Origin of the sequence: Mesorhizobium sp. M7A.F.Ca.MR.362.00.0.0, from assembly GCF_004023175.1 — a bacterium.
GTDB lineage: Bacteria > Pseudomonadota > Alphaproteobacteria > Rhizobiales > Rhizobiaceae > Mesorhizobium.
Genome location: NZ_RZTF01000770.1, coordinates 1 through 595, shown reverse-complemented (window position 1 = coordinate 595; position 595 = coordinate 1). Strand labels below are relative to the sequence as shown.

Sequence of the window (595 nt, the reverse complement as noted above, 5' to 3'; positions counted from 1 at the left end):
AGGTCAATCTGCGCACCGCCCGCCATGCCGACGATCCACGGCCGCTCGACGAGGAAAGCGACTGCCCGGCCGCCCGGGACTACTCACGCGCCTATCTGCATCATCTGGTGCGCTCTCAAGAAGCGCTCGGCGCAATGCTTTTGACGTGGAACAACCTGTCCTACTACCAGAAACTGATGCAGGACATCCGCGCTGCGATCGAGGCCGGCACCTTCGAGGCGCGCGGCGCGGAAATCACCGAGGGCTGGGCGAGGGGCGATATCCCGTTGCTGTGAGGCCTCAAGTGCTGAGCGAATTCGAAGCGCGCAGGCTGCAGCCGGTGATCTGGAACGTACCGTCGGGCTGTTGCTGCAACGTGTAGACCGCCTCGTAATCCTTGCCGTCGGGGCCGACGATCAGCACCTGCTGGACGATCGAACCCGGAGCGGTCTCCTCGACCTTGCCGAAGGAATAGGTCCGCGGCTTGCGCACCGGCGGATAGCCGTTGGTCACCATGTTCATGAAGGCATCGACGGTCGGGAAGATCCGCTTCACATTCGGGGCGGCGAAGCTGTAGGCGGTGGCGCCGTCATTGGCGATGAGGGCCTTTAGCTGA

The 595-nt window shown here is 63.5% G+C and carries 1 protein-coding gene and 1 pseudogene (1 of these 2 cut by a window edge); one reads left to right on the top strand and one right to left on the bottom strand.

What is annotated here, in order from left to right; all coding sequences use genetic code 11:
- Positions 1–275 (top strand): annotated as a pseudogene (tgt, locus tag EOC06_RS37575) (tRNA guanosine(34) transglycosylase Tgt); its annotated part reaches 572 nt to the left of the window's first position; the annotation flags it as partial.
- A 4-nt stretch (positions 276–279) separates the two neighbouring features.
- Here tgt and EOC06_RS37570 read toward each other — a convergent pair.
- Positions 280–595, bottom strand: a 316-nt coding sequence (locus EOC06_RS37570; protein WP_128310136.1) for a DUF4864 domain-containing protein, incomplete at its 5' end; no start/stop codon positions are given.